General features: G+C 77.8%; 1 protein-coding gene. It reads left to right on the top strand.

The features are described 5' to 3' along the window. Nucleotides 1–6 precede the first annotated feature (6 nt). Nucleotides 7–796, top strand: a 790-nt coding sequence (locus tag DZG00_RS15985) for an ABC transporter ATP-binding protein (RefSeq protein ID WP_147360089.1), incomplete at its 3' end; no start/stop codon positions are given.

The raw sequence follows: 796 nt of genomic DNA, 5'->3' as shown, positions 1-796 counted from the left end.
GGCCCGATCCGCGTCCCGCTCGCCGGGAATCCGGCGTCGGCTGGGGCCGCGGGCGGCGCGTCCGTGCGGGCCGAGGGCTGGGGCTGGCGGCACGCCGGACGGAGCGCGTGGGCCGTCCGCGACGTCGACCTCGTGATCGAGCCGGGGGAGCGCGTGCTCCTGCTCGGCGCGTCCGGGGCAGGGAAGACAACGCTCATGCACGCGCTCGCGGGCGTCCTCGGCGGCGACGACGAGGGCGAGACCCGCGGCTCGCTGCGCGTGGACGGGCAGGATCCGACCACCCGGCGCGGCCGTGCTGGCCTGGTGCTGCAGGATCCGGACGCGCAGGTGATCCTGTCCCGCGTCGGCGACGACGTCGCGTTCGGCTGCGAGAACCTCGGCGTCCCGCGCGAGGAGATCTGGGTGCGCGTCCGCGCGGCGCTCGACGCCGTGGGACTCGACGTGGCGCTCGACCGCTCCACGACCGCCCTCTCCGGCGGGCAGAAGCAGCGCCTCGCCCTCGCCGGGGTGCTGGCCATGCGCCCCGGCCTCCTCCTGCTCGACGAGCCGACCGCGAACCTCGACCCCGAGGGCGTCGGCGAGGTGCGGCGCGCCGTCGAGTCCGTGGTCGAGGCGAGCGGGGCGACCCTCGTGGTCATCGAGCACCGGGTGGCCGTGTGGCAGGACCTCGTCGACCGGGTCGTCGTGCTGGCGGCCGACGGCGGGATCCTCGCCGACGGCGCGCCCGACGACGTCCTCCGCGACCAGGGCGCGTCGCTCGCGGCCGCGGGCGTCTGGGTGCCGGGGCGCGAGCCCG

This window comes from Clavibacter lycopersici, from assembly GCF_003576405.1.
Classification (GTDB): domain Bacteria; phylum Actinomycetota; class Actinomycetes; order Actinomycetales; family Microbacteriaceae; genus Clavibacter; species Clavibacter lycopersici.
The sequence above is the reverse complement of the archived record's forward strand: the minus strand, read 5'-3'. Positions and strand labels throughout refer to the sequence as shown.